Annotated in this window: 16 protein-coding genes; all 16 read left to right on the top strand. The window is 50.9% G+C overall.

Annotated features, from left to right (window positions below; translation table 11 throughout):
- Positions 1-26: 26 nt before the first annotated feature.
- The 16 genes from H8527_RS00615 (at position 27) to H8527_RS00540 (ending at position 21,934) form a co-directional block, all read left to right on the top strand.
- Positions 27-1,313 (top strand): acyltransferase, encoded by a 1,287-nt coding sequence (locus H8527_RS00615; RefSeq protein ID WP_187544742.1) that lies wholly within the window; start codon positions 27-29, stop codon positions 1,311-1,313.
- Positions 1,314-1,458: 145 nt separating this feature from the next.
- Complete coding sequence (proS, locus tag H8527_RS00610) at positions 1,459-2,940, top strand: proline--tRNA ligase (RefSeq protein WP_187544741.1); 1,482 nt, start codon at positions 1,459-1,461, stop codon at positions 2,938-2,940.
- A 14-nt stretch (positions 2,941-2,954) separates the two neighbouring features.
- A complete protein-coding gene (locus H8527_RS00605) occupies positions 2,955-3,521 on the top strand; it encodes a DUF1599 domain-containing protein (RefSeq protein WP_187544739.1) in 567 nt (188 codons plus the stop codon).
- A complete protein-coding gene (locus H8527_RS00600; protein WP_187544737.1) occupies positions 3,508-4,791 on the top strand; it encodes a BT_3928 family protein in 1,284 nt (427 codons plus the stop codon). Before H8527_RS00605 ends, H8527_RS00600 begins: the two co-directional genes overlap by 14 nt.
- On the top strand, positions 4,788-5,546 hold the full coding sequence (gene tpiA / locus H8527_RS00595; protein ID WP_187544736.1) for a triose-phosphate isomerase: 759 nt from the start codon (positions 4,788-4,790) through the stop codon (positions 5,544-5,546). The genes H8527_RS00600 and tpiA overlap by 4 nt, the downstream gene beginning before the upstream one ends.
- Positions 5,547-5,645: 99 nt before the next feature.
- Complete coding sequence (locus H8527_RS00590) at positions 5,646-6,116, top strand: SPOR domain-containing protein (RefSeq protein WP_187544734.1); 471 nt, start codon at positions 5,646-5,648, stop codon at positions 6,114-6,116.
- 144 nt (positions 6,117-6,260) lie between these two features.
- Positions 6,261-6,830: a GTP cyclohydrolase I FolE gene (folE, locus tag H8527_RS00585; protein ID WP_187544733.1), complete on the top strand. Its 570-nt coding sequence runs from the start codon at positions 6,261-6,263 to the stop codon at positions 6,828-6,830.
- The gene (locus H8527_RS00580; RefSeq protein ID WP_187544731.1) at positions 6,827-7,720 is read left to right on the top strand and encodes a PfkB family carbohydrate kinase; all 894 of its coding nucleotides are present in this window, start codon (positions 6,827-6,829) and stop codon (positions 7,718-7,720) included. Before folE ends, H8527_RS00580 begins: the two co-directional genes overlap by 4 nt.
- A gap of 246 nt (positions 7,721-7,966) precedes the next feature.
- The gene (locus H8527_RS00575) at positions 7,967-9,592 is read left to right on the top strand and encodes an ABC-F family ATP-binding cassette domain-containing protein (protein WP_187544729.1); all 1,626 of its coding nucleotides are present in this window, start codon (positions 7,967-7,969) and stop codon (positions 9,590-9,592) included.
- Between the two features lie 577 nt (positions 9,593-10,169).
- Positions 10,170-10,763 (top strand): nucleotide exchange factor GrpE, encoded by a 594-nt coding sequence (locus tag H8527_RS00570; RefSeq protein WP_255498477.1) that lies wholly within the window; start codon positions 10,170-10,172, stop codon positions 10,761-10,763.
- Positions 10,764-10,859: 96 nt separating this feature from the next.
- Positions 10,860-12,023, top strand: coding sequence for a molecular chaperone DnaJ (dnaJ, locus tag H8527_RS00565; protein WP_187544726.1), 1,164 nt, complete (start codon positions 10,860-10,862; stop codon positions 12,021-12,023).
- 2 nt (positions 12,024-12,025) lie between these two features.
- Positions 12,026-13,336: a folylpolyglutamate synthase/dihydrofolate synthase family protein gene (locus tag H8527_RS00560; protein WP_187544724.1), complete on the top strand. Its 1,311-nt coding sequence runs from the start codon at positions 12,026-12,028 to the stop codon at positions 13,334-13,336.
- Between the two features lie 304 nt (positions 13,337-13,640).
- Entirely contained in the window at positions 13,641-15,896 is a 2,256-nt protein-coding gene (locus H8527_RS00555) for a TonB-dependent receptor domain-containing protein (protein WP_187544723.1), read from the top strand.
- Between the two features lie 109 nt (positions 15,897-16,005).
- Positions 16,006-19,383, top strand: coding sequence for a SusC/RagA family TonB-linked outer membrane protein (locus H8527_RS00550; RefSeq protein ID WP_187544721.1), 3,378 nt, complete (start codon positions 16,006-16,008; stop codon positions 19,381-19,383).
- A gap of 11 nt (positions 19,384-19,394) precedes the next feature.
- Positions 19,395-20,921, top strand: a complete 1,527-nt coding sequence (locus tag H8527_RS00545) for a RagB/SusD family nutrient uptake outer membrane protein (RefSeq protein WP_187544719.1) — start codon at positions 19,395-19,397, stop codon at positions 20,919-20,921.
- A 41-nt stretch (positions 20,922-20,962) separates the two neighbouring features.
- Positions 20,963-21,934: a putative zinc-binding metallopeptidase gene (locus tag H8527_RS00540; RefSeq protein WP_187544718.1), complete on the top strand. Its 972-nt coding sequence runs from the start codon at positions 20,963-20,965 to the stop codon at positions 21,932-21,934.
- Positions 21,935-21,936: the final 2 nt, after the last annotated feature.

The raw sequence follows: 21,936 nt of genomic DNA, 5'->3' as shown, positions 1-21,936 counted from the left end.
TTCTCCTTATTCTTACGCTTACATTCATGCGTGATACCACTTTCTCGATATTCAAAGCTTTGGCCATCTTCCTCGTGGTGGTGGCTCATGCCGTAGCTCCGACCTACTTGGCCCGCTTTGCTTATCTCATCAATGTGCCTGTCTTTTTTGTACTGTCGGGCTATTTCTTTCGCGTGAGCAATGTGGAGCAAAAAACGGACTTTCTGCTGCGGCGCACCCGAAGACTGTATCTCCCCTTTCTGAAGTGGAGCGTCTTCTTTTTGTTGATACACAACTTGCTGTTTCCTTTGGGATTGCTCTCCGAACAATATGGAAATGCCGCGGGAGGAGTGACGCATCCCTATACGGCCCATGAGATGGCGCAAAACCTCTGGAGCATGGTGTTCAATATGTCGGGCTACGACCCATTCTTGGCCGGTTCATTTTGGTTCTTCCGTGCTTTGTGGGTGAGTAGTGTCGCCTTCTTGATACTTTTCTTCTTGCTGTCCAAACTGAGGTGGCTGGCCACCCCAACGCGACAGGCCGGAGTGATTGCCTCATTGGCGCTGTTGCTGGGAGTATGGCACACGCAGGATGGCTTGTGCATCACCGGACTTGCGCAAGGCGGCTATCGCGAATTGATGGGCGTGTTCTTCTTGGCGGTCGGTTTTCTGTTGCGACGTCTGGAAGAGGTGCCGGCGGCCAAACCTTATCTTCACCCCGTAGTGGGGATTTTGGGGGGCGGAACGATTTTGACTTTGCTCACCCTTTTCTATCCCGTCTCGATGAGTCCTCGGGCAACCAATGTCGGCAGTGTGGTGGCCTTGTCCTTGTCGGGCACAGCGGGTTTCTTCCTGTTGCGCAACGTTGCTGTCTATCTCAATCGTCTGCCGGCGCAGGTGCAGCGTGTTTTGGTCTATGTCGGTGATAATTCGATTTACATTTTTGGTTTTCACCTACTGGCTTTCAAACTGGTGAGTGCCCTAAAAGTGGGCGTCTACGCTCTGCCTTGGTCGATGGTCGGTGGTCATCCCGTGGTGCAAACCGCCACGGACGATGCTTTCTGGATGCTTTATGCCATCGTGGGCGTTGCGCTTCCTCTACTTTGGGTGTGGGGCTGGCAGAGGTTGTGCGTGCGCTATCGCTTCAAAACCGAAACCCCTGCCGACTGGTTGCGCATTGCTGTGCGCTTGACGATTTTAGCCTTCCGCGGCCTCCAATGGTTCGGACTTGCCGTCTGTGCCGGAGTGTGCCGTTTGGGACGTATGATTTGGGGATGGGTGCTTTGGGTGGTAGACACAACGAAGGATGCCATTTACGGTGAAGATGATTAGGGAAGCGGCTGATGGCGCGAAAAACCGCAAGATATAGGTCGTATGTCCATATAAATGCGTAAATTTGCACTTGTAAAAGACGTTTTTTAGGGTGGGCTGTGTGTCCACTGCTTTAGATTTAGAAAAAGAAAAATAAGAAAATAGAATGGCAAAAGAACTCAAAGATTTGACCAAACGCAGCGTGGATTACTCTCGCTGGTACAACGAATTGGTGGTGAAAGCAGACCTTGCCGAACAAGCCGATGTGCGTGGCTGTATGGTGATTAAACCTTATGGCTATGCCATTTGGGAGCGCATTCAGCAAAATCTGGATGCTCGTTTTAAGGCTACCGGTGTGCAGAATGCTTACTTCCCTATGCTTATCCCCAAGAGCTATCTTTCCAAAGAAGCTGACCACGTTGAGGGCTTTGCCAAAGAATGTGCTGTGGTCACCCACTATCGCCTCAAAGCCAATCCCGAAGGAGAAGGGGTGGTGGTAGACCCAGCTGCAAAACTCGAAGAAGAACTCATTATTCGTCCCACGTCCGAAACCACGATTTGGAATACGTTCCGTGGCTGGATTCATTCATGGCGCGACCTCCCCATCCTTTGCAACCAATGGTGCAATGTGATGCGTTGGGAGATGCGCACTCGTTTGTTCCTCCGCACTTCAGAGTTCCTTTGGCAGGAAGGACATACCGCTCATGCAACTCGCGAACAAGCAGAAGCACGTGCCAAGCAAATGTTGGAAGTTTATCATGACTTTGCCAAAGACATTTTGGCCATTCCGATGGTGCGCGGTGTGAAAAGCGAGACGGAACGCTTTGCCGGAGCACTCGACACTTACACGATTGAAGCAATGATGCAGGATGGTAAGGCTCTGCAAAGTGGTACTTCTCACTTCTTGGGACAAAACTTCGGTAAGGCTTTTGATGTGAAGTTTGTCAACAAAGAAAACAAGGAAGAGTATGCTTGGGCATCTTCGTGGGGCGTCTCCACTCGCCTGATGGGTGCGCTCATCATGTCGCACTCTGACGACAATGGACTGGTGCTTCCTCCTCACGTTGCCCCCATTCAGGTGGTGATCGTGCCCATCTTCAAAGGTGATGAGGTGGACAAATTTGACGAAGTCTTGGGCGGATTGGCCCAACGCCTGGAAGCCAAAGGCATTCGTGTGAAATATGATAATGCCGACAACAAGCGTCCCGGTTTCAAGTTTGCAGACTATGAGCTGAAAGGTGTGCCCGTTCGTTTGGTGATGGGCGGCCGCGATTTGGAAAACGGTACTGTGGAAGTGATGCGCCGTGACACTCTCGAAAAAGAAACCTGGGCCTTTGAAGGCATTGAAGAAAAAGTGTCTGCTCTGCTCGAAGAAATTCAAGAGAATATCTACCAAAAGGCGCTGAAACACCGCGAAGCATGCACCTACACCTGCACCAACTACGAGGAGTTCAAGGTGCGTGTGAAGGAAGGCGGTTTCTTCCTCTGCGATTGGGACGGAACAGCTGAGACGGAAGCCCAAATTAAGGCCGACACCCAAGCCACCATCCGCTGTGTGCCTTATGGCGTGTCGCAAGACAATTTGGGCGTGGATATGGTCAGTGGCAAACCCGCTGTGGCGCGTGTCATCATTGCCCGCAGCTACTAAACAGAGTGTGAGCCATGACCACGCAGGAAGAATTTAAAGCCGTGCTGGCGTTGTGTCGCGACCTCTTTCTTAAAAAGATGCACGACTATGGGACAGCGTGGCGCATTATGCGTCCGGAGTCCATCACCGATCAACTATACATCAAGGCCAATCGTATCCGCACCCTTCAGATGACGGGGGTGACGATGGTCGGCGAAGGTATCATCCCGGAGTTCATCGGTTTGGTCAACTACGCCATCATGGGGCTCATCCAGCTGGAGCGCGGTGTTGTGGACGGAACGAACGAGACCGACCTCTTCGATGCCACTATCGTCGAAAACTACGATGAGCAAGCCGCTGCCGCTTTGGCACTGATGTTGCGAAAGAACCACGACTACGATGAGGCTTGGCGTGCCATGCGCGTCTCCTCCTATGCCGACTTGATTTTGATGAAGGTGTTCCGCACCAAGCAAATCGAAGACTTAGAAGGTGCCACCTTGGTGAGCGAAGGCATCGCTGCCAATTATATGGACATGCTCAACTATGCCGTTTTTGCGCTCATTAAATTAGTCATAGAACAAGACAATCATGTCGAAGAATAGTTTTATCAACCTTACTTTACGCCTGCTCACATGGGTGGCGCAGTGGTTGCTCGCCGCCACATTTCTCTTTTCCGGCTTTGCCAAAGCGCTTGACCCGATGGGGATGGAGCACAAACTGGAAGCCTATTGTGCCGCATGGGGGATTCCCATCATGGCCGGCTCTCTCTATTTGGATGTCGCTGCCATCCTCTTGGCGCTTGTGGAGTTCAGCCTTGGAGTCTACCTCCTTTTGGGGATACGTCAACGCCTTGCAAGCATCGGGACGCTCCTCTTTATGGTATTCATGACGTTGGTGACGGTCTACATCTACCTTTACAACCCCGTCACCGATTGTGGATGCTTTGGCGATGCACTGATTTTGACCAACGGACAAACTCTGGCCAAAAATATCGTGCTGCTGGCTTGTGCCCTTCTTCTCGTCTGGCAACGGAAACGCTCGCTGCGCATCATCTCTGAGCACAACCAGTGGATTCTTTCGCTCTACTCGATGCTGTACATGTTGGGCGTGAGCGTCTATTCTTTGCACTATCAGCCCTTAATGGACTTCACAGGTTTTGAGCTGGGCACCGACATCAACGAAGCCATGCGCGGAGAGTTTTCCACGACTTTCACCTACGAAAAGAATGGAGAGAAACGCACCTTCGGATTGGAAAATTTGCCCGACAGCACGTGGAAGTATGTCGATGCGCAGACCGAAGTGTTGAAAGAACCCTCCATCAAAGAGTTTTCCATTACTTCCCGCAATGGTGATGACCTTTCCGAAGATATATTGGCTGATACGAGCTACGTGTTCATCGCCACACTTCCGAAAATCTCTATGGCCGATGCCGGTTGCTCGGATGCGCTCAACGACATCTACGACTTCTCCAACGACCACCATCATCGCTTCCTTTGTGCCACAACGGGCACAGATGCCGAAATCACAGGCTGGATAGACCGCACCGGAGCCTCTTATCCTTTCGTCAAAGCATCAAGCGAACTCCTGAAAGAAATCGTACGCTCCAATCCTGGTTTGGTGCTCCTCAAGAAGGGACGTATCCTTGCCAAATGGGGCCGCAACGACATGCCGGACGAAAAGGAACTGACCCAAATCACCGCCTCTTCTGATGACGAACAGCGCCACCGGCGCAACCACTCCTTCGGGCTGCTCTTCCTCTGGTTTGTCGTCCCTTGCGGAGTCGTTTTCTTGCTGGACCGTCTTTGGATGGGACGCCGATTTTACAAAATATATCATCATTATAAATCTCAAAAAAATAACGTACCACAATGAGAAAGCACATTGTAGCAGGCAACTGGAAAATGAACAAGAACCTGCAAGAAGGTATTGCTCTTGCCACTGAGCTCAACAACATCCTGACGGCTGAAAAGCCTAACTGCGAAGTCATCATCGGCACTCCCTTCATTCACCTCGCCAAGGTGAGCGACGTTATCGATCACAGTGTTATCGGTCTTGCTGCCGAAAACTGTGCCGACCATGCCAGCGGTGCCTATACGGGCGAAGTTTCTGCAGAAATGGTGAAGTCTACCGGTGCAGAATACGTCATCCTCGGCCACAGCGAACGTCGTGAATACTACAACGAAACTCCCGAAGTGTTGAAGGAAAAGGTAGATCTCGCTTTGGCTAACGGCCTGAAGGTCATCTTCTGCATCGGTGAGAGCCTCGCCCAGCGTGAAGCCAACGAACAAGAAGCCGTTTGCAAGGCCGAACTTGAAGGCAGCGTGTTCCATCTCACTGCCGAACAGTGGAGCAACATCGTCATCGCCTACGAACCCATTTGGGCCATCGGCACGGGCAAGACGGCCACTTCCGAGCAAGCACAAGAAATCCACGCTTTCATTCGCTCTTGCGTAGCCGAGAAGTTTGGTCAGGAAGCTGCCGACAATACCTCCATCCTCTATGGTGGTTCTTGCAAGGGCTCTAACGCTCCTGAACTCTTCGCCAAGGCCGACATCGATGGTGGACTCATCGGTGGTGCTTCGTTGAAGGCTGCCGACTTCAAGGCCATCATCGACGCTTGGAAATAATCTCTTCGGTCCAATCCGCAACAATCATTCAGGATGGGTGCAAATCCTTGCGCCCATCCCCCTTTTTGATATGATGCGTTTGAATTTTAGCGTTTGAATATGATGCGCGCAAAGCTACTCTCCTTTATCCTTCTGACGGGCTATTGCTGCACGACCCCCTTGTTGGCACAAACACCGCACGACACCTTGCCGCCTCGCAAAGGCGTGGGCACCGCCCAACCGGTCGACACGACACAGCACCACCACACCGTGGTGCGGCGGGTGGTGCGCTTTCCCTACACCGGAGGAACTACTCGCGCCCGCTATAAAGCTCAGGGCTACCGCATACAAGTCTACACCGGCGCCAACAATCGCGTGTCGAAGCAAGAGGCGTTGCAGATGAAACAGAAGGTGCAGAGCCACTTCCCTGAACTTTCGGCCTACGTCACTTTCCTTTCGCCTCGTTGGGTGTGTCGCGTGGGCGATTTCTCGTCGCGCGAAGAAGCGGCCGACTATGTGCGCCAACTTCGTCGCAAACGCATTTCGGCTGAAGTTCGCGTGGTCTCTTCCACCATTTTGCGTGCTGAATAGTGGGAGCGAAAGCACTTGTTTTGCCGCGACATGGCGTCAAACTCTCGCTTCGTCTGTTCCCCACTCGTTGGACAGAACGACCTCCCTCCCCTTATCCAAATCTCCTTTGTGAGCCATCCCACAGCCTGCTCACTTCCATCTTTTATGACAGAACAAGAACGCCTGGAACAGCTCATGTTCCACTATCAAGAGGTGCTCCATCTGCTGGGTGAAGATCCCCAACGTGAAGGACTGCTCAAAACCCCCGAACGTGTGGCCAAAGCGATGCTCACCCTCACCCGCGGCTACGACATGGACCCCATCGCGGTGCTCAACAGCGCCAAGTTTGTCGAAGACTACAAGCAAATGGTCATTGTCAAAGACATCCAGTTCTACAGCCTTTGCGAGCACCACATGCTGCCGTTCTACGGCAAAGCCCATGTGGCCTATATCCCCAACGGACACATCTGCGGCCTCTCCAAAATTCCCCGTGTGGTCGACATCTTCTCCCATCGTCTGCAAGTGCAGGAGCGTCTCACCCTCCAAGTGATGGAGGCCATCCGCGAAGCGCTCGACCCACTCGGTGTGATGGTGGTGGTCGAAGGCGAACACATGTGCATGCAGATGCGGGGTGTCGAAAAGCAACATTCCCTCACCACCACCTCCTCTTTCTGTGGCGCTTTCGAGCAAGCCAAGACCCGCGAGGAGTTCCTCCAACTCATCCACCGCGCATGAAGCGCGTGTGTTGCATCGGGCACATCACACTCGACAAAATCGTGACCCCGGACGCCACAACCTATCTCAACGGCGGCACGGCCTACTATTTTGCCCATGGCATGGCGCAACTGCCCAATGCCGACTTTCAGATCGTTACCGCCCTTGCCCCCTCCGAGATGTCGGCCGTCGAGGCCATGCGCGCCAAAGGCATTGACGTGTGCGTCCTGCCCAGTGCGAAAACCGTCCATTTCGAAAACATCTACGGCAGCAACCAAGACCACCGCACTCAGCGCGTCTTGGCCAAGGCCAACCCTTTCCGTATCGACGACATCATCAACGTCAAGGCCGACTTCTACCATCTGGGCAGCCTGTTGGCCGATGATTTTTCGGTCGATTTTGTGCGCTACCTTTCCACCAAGGGCATTGTCTCGCTCGATGTCCAGGGTTATCTGCGCCGTGTGGAGGGCGAATCGGTCGTGACGACCGACTGGGAGGAGAAGTGCGACTGCCTGAAATACGTCGATATCCTCAAAGTCAATGATCACGAGATGGCCGTCCTCACGGGCGAGACCGATGTGCTCGCAGCCGCTCGCAAGTTGGCGGCTTGGGGAGTGCGCGAGGTCATCATCACCGAGGGCAGCCTGGGTTCGTCTATCTATGCCGAAGGTCGCCTCATCGAAATCCACGCCTATCCGCCCTTGCGCATCGTCGATGCCACGGGCTGCGGTGATACCTACATGACGGGCTATCTCTACAAGCGTGCCTCTGGTGCAAGCTATCACGAAGCCGCCTGCTTTGCCGCCGCCATGTCCACTCTCAAACTCGAAGCTTTTGGTGCGTTCAGTAAGTCTTATCAAGACATCTGTAGAGTTATCGACTTTCGAGAAGTGGATATGAAAATACAATAAGCGGGGGTGGAGTGAGTGGATATAGACCGGCTGGATGCCCCCTTTTGAATACTTACTGAACTGCGGATGAGGAGGGAGATAAACTCCTTTACTCCGGCAGCCGACTATAAGCCCGTTTTCGTTCAACCAAACGCGCAATGCCCAAACGAAGAATTGGTTTTGGGCGATGCCGTGGCGAGAAAACGTCTGTAAAACAAACTTTAATAGCAGGGGAATTCTGAAAGCCCCTTAACCCATAGACAATAAATGATCACTCTTTCTAACATCGCTGTTCAGTTTGGTAAGCGCGTGCTTTACCAAGACGTGAACATGAAGTTTACCAACGGCAACATTTACGGCGTGATTGGTGCCAACGGCGCGGGCAAGTCCACGCTCCTCAAAGCCATCAGCGGCGAACTCGAACCGACAAAGGGAACGGTGGAACTGGGCCCCGGCGAGCGACTCTCCGTGCTCTCCCAGGACCACTTCAAGTTTGACGACCAAACCGTGCTCGACACCGTGCTGCAAGGCCACACCGTCCTGTGGAGCGTGATGCAGGAGCGTAACGCCCTTTATGCCAAAGAAGACTTCACCGATGAAGACGGCATCAAGGTGGCTGAACTCGAGGATAAATTTGCCACCATCGGCGGCTACACGGCCGAAAATGACGCTGCCACTCTCCTCTCGGGCCTCGGCATCAAGGATGCCCTCCACGGCAAACTCATGGGCGAACTTTCCAACAAACAGAAGGTGCGTGTCATGCTGGCACAAGCCCTCTTCGGTGAACCCGACAACCTTCTCCTTGACGAACCGACCAACGACCTTGACCTCGAAACTGTGGAATGGCTTGAAGACTATCTGGGCAACTTTGAACACACCGTCCTCGTGGTGAGCCACGACCGCCACTTCCTCGACCAGGTTTGCACCCACACCGTCGACATCGACTTCGGTAAGGTGACGATGTTCTCCGGCAACTACTCCTTCTGGTATGAGTCGTCGCAGCTCGCTTTGCGTCAGGCACAGAACCAGCGTCAGAAGGCCGAAGAGAAGAAGAAGGAACTGGAAGAGTTCATCCGTCGCTTCTCGGCCAATGTGGCCAAAAGCCGCCAAACCACTTCGCGCAAGAAGATGCTCGAAAAGCTCAATGTGGAGGAAATCAAGCCTTCCACCCGCCGCTATCCCGGCATCATCTTCCAGATGGAGCGCGAGCCCGGCAACCAAATTCTCGAAGTGCAGGACCTCAAGGCCGTGGCCGACGATGGGACGGTGCTCTTCGACAAGGTGAGCTTCCAAGTAGAGAAGGAGCAGAAGGTGGTGTTCATCAGTCACGACCCTCGTGCCATGACCGCTCTCTTTGAGATTATCAACGGCAACCAACAGCCTGCATCGGGTACCTTCTCTTGGGGTGTCACCATCACCACCGCCTATTTGCCGCTCGACAACACTGAATTCTTCGACACCGACCTCAATATGCTCGACTGGCTCTCGCAATACGGCGAAGGCAATGAGGTCTACTTTAAGGCCTTCTTGGGACGTATGCTCTTTAAGGACGAAGAAATCATGAAGAAAGTCAATGTCCTCTCGGGAGGTGAAAAGATGCGCTGCATGATTGCCCGTATGCAACTTCGCAATGCCAACTGTCTCATCTTGGACACCCCGACCAACCACTTGGATATGGAGTCCATTCAAGCCTTCAACAATAATTTGAAGGGCTTCCGCGGCAACATCCTCTTCTCCTCGCACGACCACGAGTTTATCAACACCGTGGCCAACCGTGTCATCGAACTCACGCCCAACGGCACCATCGACAAACTCATGAGCTACGAAGACTACATCCACGACGACCGCATCCGTGAGCAGCGCGAAAGCTTGTATGGTGCTCTTCAGGATTAGTCCCCCCATTTGAGCATCGTCTCGGAAAGGCCCTCATTTGTATATAGACATTTGCCGCGCCAAAACCGCCACACCTCCTCGACTTTAACTCGGTTTTAACATTTCGTGTTTCGCATTTCGCGTTTCGTTTCCGCTTTCATTTTTCTGGGAGCGGCGCGCATCTACCTCAGAGCTGGTGAAAACTACCTCTGAGGTTTTGAGTAGGGAGAGGGAGTGCGGATGAAATTCCCCCTCCCTCCTCTTCCCCTCGCGCGCATTACACTACATTCACTTCTGTTTTTTGCCTTCACTGCCTTCACCCTCGGTGCGACAATCTGATTGTCAGCCTCTTGTCGTGAAGAGATTTCACGGAATGATGATAGTGCTTTTCCTCCAACTTCGTCGTGAGGTGAAGGTCGTGTGCCCATTTGCCTTCACCCTTAAAGCCTTGTTCTTCAGAGAGAAAGGGCGGAGGTGAAGGCAGTGAAGGAAAAAAATGCCACCTATGTATAGAGAGCGCGTGCGCGCGAAGACACCCACCGCCCGGTACCTCGGCATACAATTTGCAGAGGAAGGGACAAACAATAAACAAAACATCATGGAAGAAAAAGAACTCAATAGCTCCCCACAAGACGCGCAGGACGTGACTGCCGCGACTCCCGAAACGCAGCCTCAGACGGACAGCGCTGTTGCGGCCGAAGAGGCAACGATTGCCGAAGCACCTGACGAACTGTCAGATGCCGACAAATTGGCACAAGCTGAGGCCGAAATCGCAGAACTTAAAGATAAAATGCTTCGTCAAGCCGCCGACTTTGCCAACTTCCGCAAGCACAGCATTGCCACGCAGACCGACCTCATCCTCAATGGAGGAAAAAAAGTAATCGAAAGTCTTCTTCCCATTCTGGACGATATGGACCGCGCTCAGCAGCACATGACGCAAAGCGAAGATGTGGTCGCGCTGCGTGAAGGTTTGGAGTTGGTGCATCAAAAATTCCTGCGTGTGCTCGAACAGCAAGGGCTGAAGAAGATGGACACGAACGATGCCGTCTTTGACACCGACTTCCACGAAGCCATCGCCCTCATCCCTGTCGAAGAGGAAGGCAAGAAAAACCACATCATCGATTGTGTGCAGACGGGTTATCTGCTCAACGACAAGGTGCTCCGCTTTGCAAAAGTTGCCGTAGGGCAGTGATAGCGGTCGGGGGGCAAGTACCGATTGAGGACTTGCTCTGTCCCTGAAACGAAAGTTCAACCTTGACGAATCCCTCATCTTCAAACATTTTCTACAATGGCAGATCTCGATTATTACGAAATACTGGGTGTCGACAAGAGCGCAAGCGATGCCGACATCAAAAAAGCCTACCGCAAGGTGGCCATGAAATATCACCCCGACAAAAATCCCGGCGATAAGGAAGCGGAGGAAAAATTCAAAGAAGCTGCTGAAGCCTACGAAGTGCTCCGCGACCCCGAAAAGCGTCAACGCTACGACCAGTTTGGCAAAGCCGGACTGAATGGCGCCGGAGGTTTTGGAGGTGGCGGTGGATTTACCGACATCAACGACATCTTCTCTCACTTCAGCGACATCTTTGGCAGTATGGGCGGAGGCTTCGGCGGCTTCGGCGGTTTTGGCGGCGGCAGAGGTGCCGAACCTCAACAGTACCGAGGTGGCGACCTGCGCCTGAAAACCCGCCTCACCCTCGAAGAAATCAGCACGGGAGTGACGAAGAAGTTTAAGGTGAAGAAGCAGGTGGAATGTGGTGATTGCCACGGTTCGGGCTGCGAACCGGGACATTCGGCCGAAACTTGTTCGCAATGTCACGGCACCGGCTACGTGGTGCGCCAAGCGCGCAGCATCTTCGGCATGGTGCAGCAACAAACCCCCTGTCCGCAGTGTCATGGTGAGGGCAAGGTCATCGCCCACAAATGCAAAAAATGTCACGGCGAAGGCACTGTTTCCGGCGAAGAGATTGTGGAAATCAACATCCCCGCCGGTGTGGCCGAAGGTATGGTGGTCAATGCGCCCGGAAAGGGGCATGCTGCCAAACATAATGGTGTGCCGGGCGACATCCAGGTGCTCATTGAGGAAGTTCCACACGAACACTTCATCCGCGATGACAACGATCTCATCTACAATCTATTGCTCACCGTGAGTCAGGCTACCCTCGGCGACACGGTCGAAGTGCCCACCCTCGAAGGCAAAGCCCGCGTGACCATCAAGCCCGGTACGCAACCCGGCACGCGGATGCGTCTGCGCGGCAAGGGACTTCCTCCCGTGCCCGGTTATGGCTACGGCCGTGGTGACATTGTCATCAACGTGAGTGTCTACATCCCCGAAACGCTGAACAAAGACGAAAAGACTGCCTTTGAAGCCATGAAGGAGAGCGACAATCTCCGTCCCGCGAAGAGCATCAAAGACAAGATTTTCAATTCCTTCCGCGCTTATTTTAATTGACAATGAGTTATCAAGAGACACTTGACTATCTCTACAACTCTGCCCCGCTGTTTCAAAACATCGGGGCAGGGGCGTATAAAGAGGGGCTTACCACCACAGAGGTGTTTGATGCTCATTTCGACCACCCGCATCGGCGCTATGCCACCATCCATGTGGGCGGTACGAACGGCAAAGGGTCGACTTCCCACACGTTGGCCGCCATTTTGCAGAGTGCCGGCTATCGAGTGGGGCTGTACACCTCGCCTCATTTGGTCGATTTTCGTGAGCGCATTCGGGTGAACGGTACGCCTATATCTGAGCAGCGTGTGGTCGATTTTGTGGCCGAAGAGCGCGATTTCTTCGAACCGCTGCACCCCTCCTTTTTCGAACTGACCACAGCCTTGGCTTTTCAGTATTTTGCCGAAGAGCAGGTAGACATTGCCGTGATAGAAGTGGGGCTGGGTGGGCGCTTGGATTGTACGAACATCATTCGCCCGCTGTTGTCGGTGATTACGAACATTTCGCTGGATCACACGCAATTTCTGGGCGACACGTTGGCAAAGATTGCCGGGGAGAAAGCCGGCATCATCAAACCAGAAACGCCTGTGGTGGTGGGGCAGGTGTTGCCCGAAACGCACCCCATATTTGAGGCCAAGGCCGAGAGTGTTTGTGCTCCTTTGATTTTTGCCGAAGAGGAGGGTAGGGTGATGGAATGTGAAGATTTGCCCGATGGCCGCCGGCGCTACTTGACCTCCGATTTTGGACGGATAGAAAGTGCTTTGGGCGGAGCTTGTCAGGTGAAGAACACCGCGACCATTCTCTCTGCAATCGCCCATTTGCCCCAGGACATCCGCCGATGCATCACCCCCGAAGTGGTGGCGCGTGGTTTTGCCGAAGTCAACGAACTGACGGGGCTGATGGGGCGCTGGCAGGTGCTCGACACTGCGCCGTTGGTGGTGTGCGACACGGGACACAATGTCGATGCGTGGCACTATCTCGCACCCCAGTTGGAGGCGCTCTCTTGTCACCATCTGCACATCGTGTTTGGCGCGTGTGCCGATAAGGATGTTTCTCACATTTTGCAACTCCTTCCCTCAAAAGCACACTATTATTTTGCAAAAGCGAGTGTGGAACGTGCGCTACCTGCTGATGTCCTGCAAAAGAAAGCTGCACAATATGGGCTGTCTGGAGAAAGTTATGCCACTGTTGAAGAGGCTTATCTCACTGCCCGTTCGCTACTTTCGACTGAAGATGCACTATTTATCGGAGGCAGCTCGTTTGTGGTGGCTGATTTTTTGGCTTTCCTCGAAAAAAGTAGAAGAGACCTATCTTAGTATCAATTAATTTTGAACACCTACTTATTTCTTTTGGGTAGTTTACTACCTGTATTTAGATTTGAGTGCAAGTTTTGCTATTCTTATTTTGCAAAATGAGGATTTTTTGAATTCTGATAACGCTATAAAATACCTAAAAGTGGGTATTGTCGTTTCGGGAGTTTCTGATTACCTTTGCACTCCATTATAACTATACTAGGACGTGACTTATCTGCCGGACAGCGAATCGTGCTCAAAAGTGAGCGTTGAGATGCTAAAGGTCTTTAATCATTTGACGAGGCAGCATAAGTCTGATAATTTTGCTATGCATCATACGAGAAATATATTGCCTCTGCTTCTTGCAGCGACACCCATAAGTGTGTGTGCTCAGACGCAGCAAGGCGCACAGACGGAGATTAAAAGTGCTATGACCGATTCGGTACATAGAATAACAGAGGTAGTTGTACAATCCAATCAAATGTTGGGCAGCAAGTTTGAAGCCCGTAACCGCACAGGGTCGGCTTACTATATTTCCCCGGAAGAAATAAAGAAGTTCGGCTATACCGACATCAACCGTATGCTGAAGAGCGTACCGGGGGTGAACGTATATGAAGAAGATGGTTTCGGATTGCGCCCGAATATCAGTCTGCGAGGAACGAAAGCTGAGCGAAGCGAACGTATCTCGCTGATGGAAGACGGGGTGTTGGCTGCTCCCGCACCTTATGCCGCCCCCGCCGCCTACTATTTCCCCAACGCTGGGCGTATGCATGCCATTGAAGTGTTGAAAGGAAGTAGTCAGGTGCAGTATGGCCCATTCACCACCGGTGGTGCCATCAATATGGTATCGACCCCCATACCTTCAAAATTCAGCGCCAAGCTGAACGGTTCGTATGGTAGTTACAACACCCTCAAATCTTATGCAAGCATCGGCAACCGCTTCAAATACACCGGTTTCTTGGTGGAGTATCTGCGTTATCAGTCGGACGGCTTTCGTAAAGACGAACCCAATGAACGTACTGGTTTCCAACGTAATGATTTGATTGCCAAATTTGCGGTACAAACCCGTAAGGAGGAAGGCATCAATCATTTGCTCGAATTGAAATTTGGCTTTGCCAACGAAACCTCCGACGAAACCTATTTGGGATTGTCCGAGAGCGACTTTGCTACGCGTCCTTATTTCCGCTATGCCGGTGCGCAGAAAGACAACCTTAAAACCCGCCACACTCAATGGGTAGCGACCTATCTGATCAAGTCGGATAGCAAATGGAAGATTACCACCAATTTATATTATAATTACTTTTTCCGAAATTGGTATAAGTTGAGTGACGTGCGAACCGGTATTACCAAGGCCGAACGTCGCTCTATCGAAGCTGTACTTGCCGATCCTGAAACCAATCAAGCCTATTTCGACATTGTCACCGGCAAGAAAGACTACATCGGTGAAGCCTTGATAATGCGTGCCAACCATCGTGTGTACCATTCGCGAGGCATACAAACGAAGGGAGAATACCGCACGATGCTGGGCGGAGGCTATTTGACGGCCGAATTGGGCATCCGCTATCACGCAGATAGCGAAGACCGTTTTCAGCAAGACGATTCCTACTCGATGAAAGATGGGCGCATGAGCCTATTTTTAGCAGGAGTGCCCGGGAGTAATGCCAACCGCATTACGACGGCTCACGCTTGGTCGGGCTATTGGTTGGGCAAATGGTCAAAGGGCTTGGTCACGCTGACCGCCGGTATGCGTTATGAAGATGTCGACCTGCTCAACCGCAACTACACCAAGGCCGATCCTCGCCGAACAGGCAAGGTGCGTATCGAAACCCCCAATCATGCACGGGCTTTGCTGCCGGGGATGGGATTTAACGTGAAGGTGCTGCCGGTTCTCTCTGCATTCGGTGGCATTCATAAGGGATTTGCCCCGCCCAGTGCTACCCTCAACCAAAAGGCGGAGAGCAGTGTGAATGTAGAAGCCGGTTTGCGCTGGACGACGCAGAAAATGAAGTTTGAAGCCATCACCTTCAACAATAATTATTCCAACATGTTGGGAAGTGACTTGGCTGCACAAGGCGGACAAGGTACACTCGACCAGTTCAACGTAGGTAAAGCCATGGTGAAAGGTTGGGAATTGATGTTCCACTATCTGCCGCTGCCGAAGCGTTGGAAGTTCCAACTCCCGATTCAACTTTCCTACACCTATACCGACACTGAAATGAGAAATAATTTTGAAAGTTCGGCTTGGGGCAATGTGGTCTATGGAGATGAGATTCCTTACATTTACAAGCACGCTTTCAACGCCCAAATCGGTATAGAGCACAAACGGGTGGAAGCCAATTTCGGCGCACGCTACAATGGGGATATGCGCACCGCTCCCGGACAAGGAAAGATTGCCGAGCGTGAGAAAATTCCTGCTCATCTGATTTTGGACGCTTCGCTGAAAGTGCATTTCAACAAAAAGATAACCCTCACCTTGAATGCCATCAACCTGACGAACAAGAAGTATTTGGTGTCGCGCCACCCGTCAGGACTTCGGGCAGGTCACCCCTTTGGCATCTATGGCGGATTGCAATTGCAGTTGTAAGAAAACAAGCCGCCGAAATTTCAGAAGACCATCATGGGATTGCGTTTTGTTGGTTTTCGGCTAAAAGACCAACAAAGCAATTTTCAGAACCCATCTATAGAAAAAAGTAATGTACAGACTTACGAAAATCCAGAAGATACTCACCTTTGCCCTGCTGTTGTTCTCCTCCGTCCTCGCTGTATCGGCGCAAACAGCCGGCACCATTTCAGGAACGGTAAAGAGTGAACAGGGTGAAACACTCATGGGCGCTTTTGTGCAGGTGTTGGAAACGAAGGCAAAAGCCATTACCGACGTAGACGGACGCTTCACCATCAAAGCCACAGCAGGACAAACCTTGCAGACCAGCTACATCGGTATGCTGACCCAAAAGGTGAAAGTCGGCAGCACCCCGATGGATATTGTCCTGAAAATAGACAGCAGACAAATAGAAGAAGTGGTGGTGACGGGCTATCAAAACATCCGTAATCGGGTGTACACCGGTGCTGCCACGTCGGTGAAGATGGACGACATCAAACTCGAAGGTATCGCCGACGTTTCGCGAATGTTGGAGGGACGCGTAGCCGGTCTGTCCGTGCAAAACATATCCGGTACGTTCGGAGCGGCTCCGCGCATCAATATCCGCGGCGGGGCTTCCATCATTGGCAACGTCCAACCCTTGTGGGTGATTGACGGGGCGGTGTACGAAGACCTTGTACATTTGAGTCTTGATCAATTGGCTTCGGGCGATGCCGTAACCCTCATCAGTTCTGCCATATCGGGGCTGAATCCGGCCGACATACAAGATATACAGGTATTGAAAGATGCTTCGGCCACATCGGTGTATGGCGCACGCGCTTTGAATGGAGTGATTGTGATTACCACCAAAGCAGGAAAAAGAGAAACTCCGCTGCGGGTTACCTATTCTACGGAGAATACCGTACGTTTGAAACCTCGTTACAGTGGTTTTGATTTGCTTAATTCGCAGGAAACCATGTCGCTCTACCAAGAGATGAACGACAAGGGCTACTTCGGTGTGACGAACTCGCTCTACGGAAGACGCAGCGGTATTTACTATCAGTTATATAGAGACGTGAGCACCATCAATCCGGCAACGGGCGATTACTACCTGCCCAATACACCGGAAGCAAAGATGAACTTCCTCCGCCAACGTGAGTATGCCAATACGGATTGGTTCGACCACCTTTTCACGCTGAAACCCATCACCAATCACGCCATCACCATTTCGGGAGGTGGCAAGAACACGGCTACTTATTCGTCGCTGGGCTTTTACAACGATGCCGGATGGACCATTGCCGATAAGGTACACCGATTTACGGCTAATGTGAAGAACACCTTCTACATTCACGATAAGTTCACGGCTACGATTACGGCACAAGGGAATATCCGTTCGCAGAAGGCACCTGGAACGATGCCACAGCGCAAAAACAATACGTTGGGCGTATTTGAACGCGACTTCGACATCAACCCCTTCTCTTATGCCCTTGGTACGAGCCGCACCCTGCGCCCCTACAATGAAGATGGAAGTTTGGAGTACTACCGCAACAACTGGGCCCCCTTCAACATCTTCAACGAGTATGCCAACAACAAGATGAACATCGATGTGTTGGACTTCAAAGTTCAGGGCGAAGGTACTTATCGGTTGAATGAGGATATGGCCATCAAGGCGTTGATGTCTACGCGTCAAGCCTATACCAGTACCACTCATGAAGTGCATGAAGGCTCGAATGTCGTACAGGCTTTCAGAGCCAATGAAAATCCCTTTGTCGCTCAACAGAACATCTATTTGGTGCACGACAAAGACAATCCGCAACTTCTGCCCAAAGTGGGATTGACGCACGGAGGTATTCTCAACAAAACAGAAGCCTCGTTGAAAAGCGTTTTGGCGCGTATCGCTTTTGATTTCGACAAGCGTATTGCCCGCCATGATATAAAGGCTTTTGTCTTTACCGAGGTACGTTCGGCGGTACGCACGGTCAATCCTTTCCAAGGTTACGGCATCCAATATGACAGAGGAAATCAAGTGTATACAAATCCTTTGATTTTCAACAAACTGATTGACGAAGGCAGCAATTATTTCAACCTGCACAAGCGAAACGACCGAGGAGTCACTTTCTCTTTCAACGGTACTTATGGTTATGCCGGTAGATATGTTTTCAACACCGTAATCAACTGCGAAGGTTCGAACACTTCGGGTAAAGGTGCACGTGCGCTGTGGTTGCCTACCTGGAACGTGGGCGGTAAATGGAACATCGACCAAGAGCACTTTATGAAAGGGCACAAAACGATTTCTCGCTTGGCGCTGCGTGCCAGCTACGGTCTTACTGCTAAAATGAATGAAGAGGCCATCAATGCCAATTCTATCTATAAAAGCGGTATTGTCAATCGCCACCATTTCAACGACCGAGAAAATAAACTCAATATCCTGCACTTAGAGAACAGAGATTTGACGTGGGAGAAAATGTATGAGTTGAATCTTGGTATGGAGTTGGGGTTGTTCGACAACCGCATCAGTACAACACTGGACGTGTACCAGCGTAACACTTTTGATTTGATAGACCTTGTCCGCACTTCGGGTGTGGGGGGACAGTACTACAAATATGCCAACTTCGGTGATATGCGTACGCGAGGCATAGAAGTGGGCATACACACCAAGAACATCGTAACCGACGGCTTCAGTTGGAGCACCAGTCTGACGTTGAGTGCGATGAACCAAAAGATTACGCGCCTGTTGAACACCCCCAATGCCTTTGACATGGTGGCGGGAAGAGGTCGTGGAAACATCGTCGGCTATCCGAGAGGTTCACTTTTCTCCTTTAATTTCCAAGGACTGGACAACAACGGACTTCCCACTTTCGACTTCGGGTTGTATCCTTCCAGCAAAGGAGAGTATTCAAACATTGCCGGTGCCGACTTCCTCGATACCCAGTATACCAAATCTTACCTCATCTATCATGGCGCGATAGAGCCGCAAGTGATTGGTGGTTTGTCGAATACACTGAAATATCAAGATTGGGAACTTTCGTTTTTCGTGACGATGCAGGCGGGCAATAAAATTCGTCTGAACCCCACCTTCGATCCCGAATTTGGCGACTTGAACGTTTTCTCCAAGTCCTACTATAATCGTTGGCTCAATCCCGGCGATGAGTATAAGACCGATGTTCCCGTACTCCCCTCTCAAGAGTTAATTGCCAAGGTGGGTAAAGAGAATATCGAACGTGCCTACAACACCTACAACTACTCGCAGAAGATGGTGGCCGACGGAAGTTTTGTGCGCATGAAGAACATCTCTTTGGCTTATAATGTGCCTGAGAGATTCTTGAAACAAGTGAAACTGCACAGCGTGAGCCTCCGCCTGAACGTGACCAATCCGTTCTTGATTTATTCGGACAAGAAGCTCAAAGGACAAGATCCGGAATACTACAAATCGGGCGGTGTGTCACTGCCCACGCCTAAGCAGTACACCGTAACGTTGAACATCGGTTTCTAACCAGAAGAAATATGAAAAGAAATATATCGTTGTTATTGTTTGCCGCAGTCTGGCTCTTCGTCGGCTGTAACGACTTCTTGGATAAAAGTCCTGATTCGGAGTTGGATGTCGATATCAATTCTGAAGCCAAGATTGCAGAACTGCTGACAGGTGCCTATCCCGAAGCAAGCTATATTCCCTTTTTGGAGCCTCGTACCGACAATGTGGAAGAGCGCGTCAATGGTGTGCATTCGCGGTTGAACGAATCGATGTTCTTTTGGGAAGACTATGATCAAGAAGATTTGGACACTCCTTTGAACTATTGGAACGCTTGCTACAAAGGCATTGCGCAGGTCAATAAGGCATTGGAACTGTTGAGCCGGTATCCTAAGAGTGAGCGGGTGAAGGCTTTGTATGGAGAAGCCTTTCTGTTGAGAGCCTATCTACACTTCATGTTGGTCAACATTTGGGCGGAACCTTATGGCGGAAAATCAACAAACCCGGGAATTCCTTACATCACGAAGCCTGAGAAGAATGCTTTGGTAGACTATCAGCGCGGCACAGTGAATGAGGTATATGACAAGATTGAAAAAGATTTGAAGTTGGGGATTTCCTTGGTTTCGGACACCTATTACAAGCATCCCAAATTTCATTTCAACAAAAAAGCAGCCTATGCTTTTGCTTCTCGTTTCTACTTGATGAAAGGAGAGTGGAAGGAAGTGATTGCGTATGCCGACTACGTCCTTGGAGGGGATCCAAAGACTCAGCTACGTCCTTGGCGCAAATACGCTGATGAGTTGGAGTTCAACCATCAGAATCTTTACCGCAAATATACTGCCGCTGCCGAACCTGCCAACCTGCTGCTGACTACCACAGAGTCGCGCTTGGCACGTAATACGCCCAATGAAAAGTATGGTTCTACCTTCAATACGGTAGACAAGATTTTTGCACAAAAAGGAATAGAAGGCGGTGGCGATTACTCCAAGATGAATTTCATCGGTACTTACCTCTTCACTTCATCGGCATCTCCGGTCACAACCGGCCGCTATTTAGCCAAATTCGACGAACTTTCAAGTGCGGAAAGCACTGGAACAAAGCCTCGAGGGGTGTATGTGACGAATGTACTTTTTACGGTCGATGAAGTACTTTTGAACCGTATGGAGGCTTATGCCATGTTGAGAAATTATCAACACGCGATTGACGACTTTTTACAATATACGCAAGGGAAGTTTGGCTTTATGCCTTCTGTAGACCGTGCCGTATATACTTCTACCAATAGCGACAATTATAATGTTTATACTCCGTTCTACGGATTGACATTGAAACAGTTGGCCATGGTGAAGCTCTTCTTAGACTTCCGGCAGAAGGAATTTTATCAAGAGGGCTTGCGCTGGTTTGATATCCGACGTTTTCATTTGGCGGTAAAGCGTACTTCGAAGAGTTCCTACTACTTCCCTTTGGAAAAGGAGGATCCCAGAAAAGTGCTTCAGATACCGACCGAAGCCATCCAAAGAGGACTTGCCCCCAATCCGCGTGAACGTCAAGAGCCTCTCCGATGAAATGCTCATCTACGTTTAATTTTGAAGATCTACTTAAAACAATGAAAGTAAAGATAAGAAAGATAGCTCTTTTGCTCTTCACAACACTCCTTCTCACAGGATGTGGTGAAGAAAATCTGAGTGACAGAAGCGTAATCGACGATGGCAAACAGCAAATAGAAACCACGCAACTGGATAAATGGATTCTTGACAATATCACTAAGCCTTACGGCATTGAAGTGGTCTATCGTTGGGAGAAAAATGCCGGTGCCACGGGCTCATTCATCTATCCTCCCAAAATAGAAAATGTGCGTGCCGTACTCGAAGTGGTGAAAGAGTTGGGCTTGGAAACCTACCGCTTGAAAGAAGTGGGCGGGGCAGATTTTTTGAAAGGACGACTCCCCATCAAACTATACCTCTACGGCGGTGGAAATCCTGATGAAAACGGGGTGGAGCGCCTGCACAACCCACAACTCACGGCAGCAGAGATGTGTCTTTACAATGTGAACAGTTTTAACCCCGGCGATGCCGATAAGGTGTTTGTATTGATGCGCAGTGTTCATCATCAGTTGGCTAAACGTTTGATTCAGCTCATGGCCTACGATCGAGATAAGTTTTTCACCATCAGCGGGCATCACTACACCGGATCTACCGAGCCGATAGCTGCTCCATGGGGCTATGCCCAAACTGCAAAAGAAAAATTCGGATTGGACGCCTATGCCAATAAGCGGGGTTTCTATACTATGCTTTCATTTCTTTCGGCCGAAGATGACTTTGCAGAAATCATCAGTGCCACGCTCACCAGTACGCCGAAAGAACTGTATGACGCTGCAGTAGCGGCAAAGACTCCTGATACCGATATTGATCCGGAAGTGAATGCACGTTACGCGAAAGAGGCAGAACAGGCTTATAAGGAGTTTACGGAAAAACAAGCCTTCGTAGACGAATATGTGCAGAAAAACTGGCACATCGACCTCAAGCAGTTGCAGGTGATCAGCGTTCGCAGAATGGCCGCCTATGTAAATCAACATTAGAA

This window comes from Alloprevotella sp. Lung230 (assembly GCF_014385435.1).
Taxonomy (GTDB): Bacteria; Bacteroidota; Bacteroidia; order Bacteroidales; family Bacteroidaceae; genus Alloprevotella.
This window is presented reverse-complemented; position numbering and strand designations above follow the sequence as displayed.